Source organism: Sciscionella sediminilitoris, from assembly GCF_000737195.2.
GTDB lineage: Bacteria > Actinomycetota > Actinomycetes > Mycobacteriales > Pseudonocardiaceae > Sciscionella > Sciscionella sediminilitoris.
Genome location: NZ_JALM01000206.1, coordinates 1 through 465, shown reverse-complemented (window position 1 = coordinate 465; position 465 = coordinate 1). Strand labels below are relative to the sequence as shown.

General features: G+C 64.7%; 1 protein-coding gene. It reads left to right on the top strand.

Annotated features, from left to right (window positions below):
* Positions 1-163 precede the first annotated feature (163 nt).
* A partial coding sequence (locus AD72_RS37890; RefSeq protein ID WP_231645167.1) for a hypothetical protein occupies positions 164-465 on the top strand: 302 nt, incomplete at its 3' end.

Below are 465 nucleotides of genomic sequence, written 5' to 3'. Positions count from 1 at the left end.
CGATTTCAGGGGAAGTCCAGTCGCCGATTCCGCGCCGGAGTCGTGGCGCCAGCTATGCAAGGCCGCCGCGACACTGCCACACATCTGGTGCAACCCCGAACTCGCTGAGCTCGCAGCGGCGCTTCCGGTCCGCCAAGATTGGCTCGCCATCAGCTGGCGGGCGTTGAACGCGCTCTCCGGCTACGCCACCATAAAGAGCGTAGCCCGTGTCAACGGCGAACCGTTGACACCGGTGCGCAATTTCCGGGCCTATCTCGACGGGCACGGAGCTGGGCCCAAGGTCCCTACTAGCCAAGTGGCTCTGCACGAAAGCGACACCGTACTCAACAACACGAAACTACGGCGCCTGCGCGAACGTCCCGTCCCCTTCGACATTGATCCCAGCGGGACCGCGCTGCATCTGGCCCACATTCGCATCAGCCAGACCGCCCCCGGCCCACGCCTACACTTCCACGACGACACCGA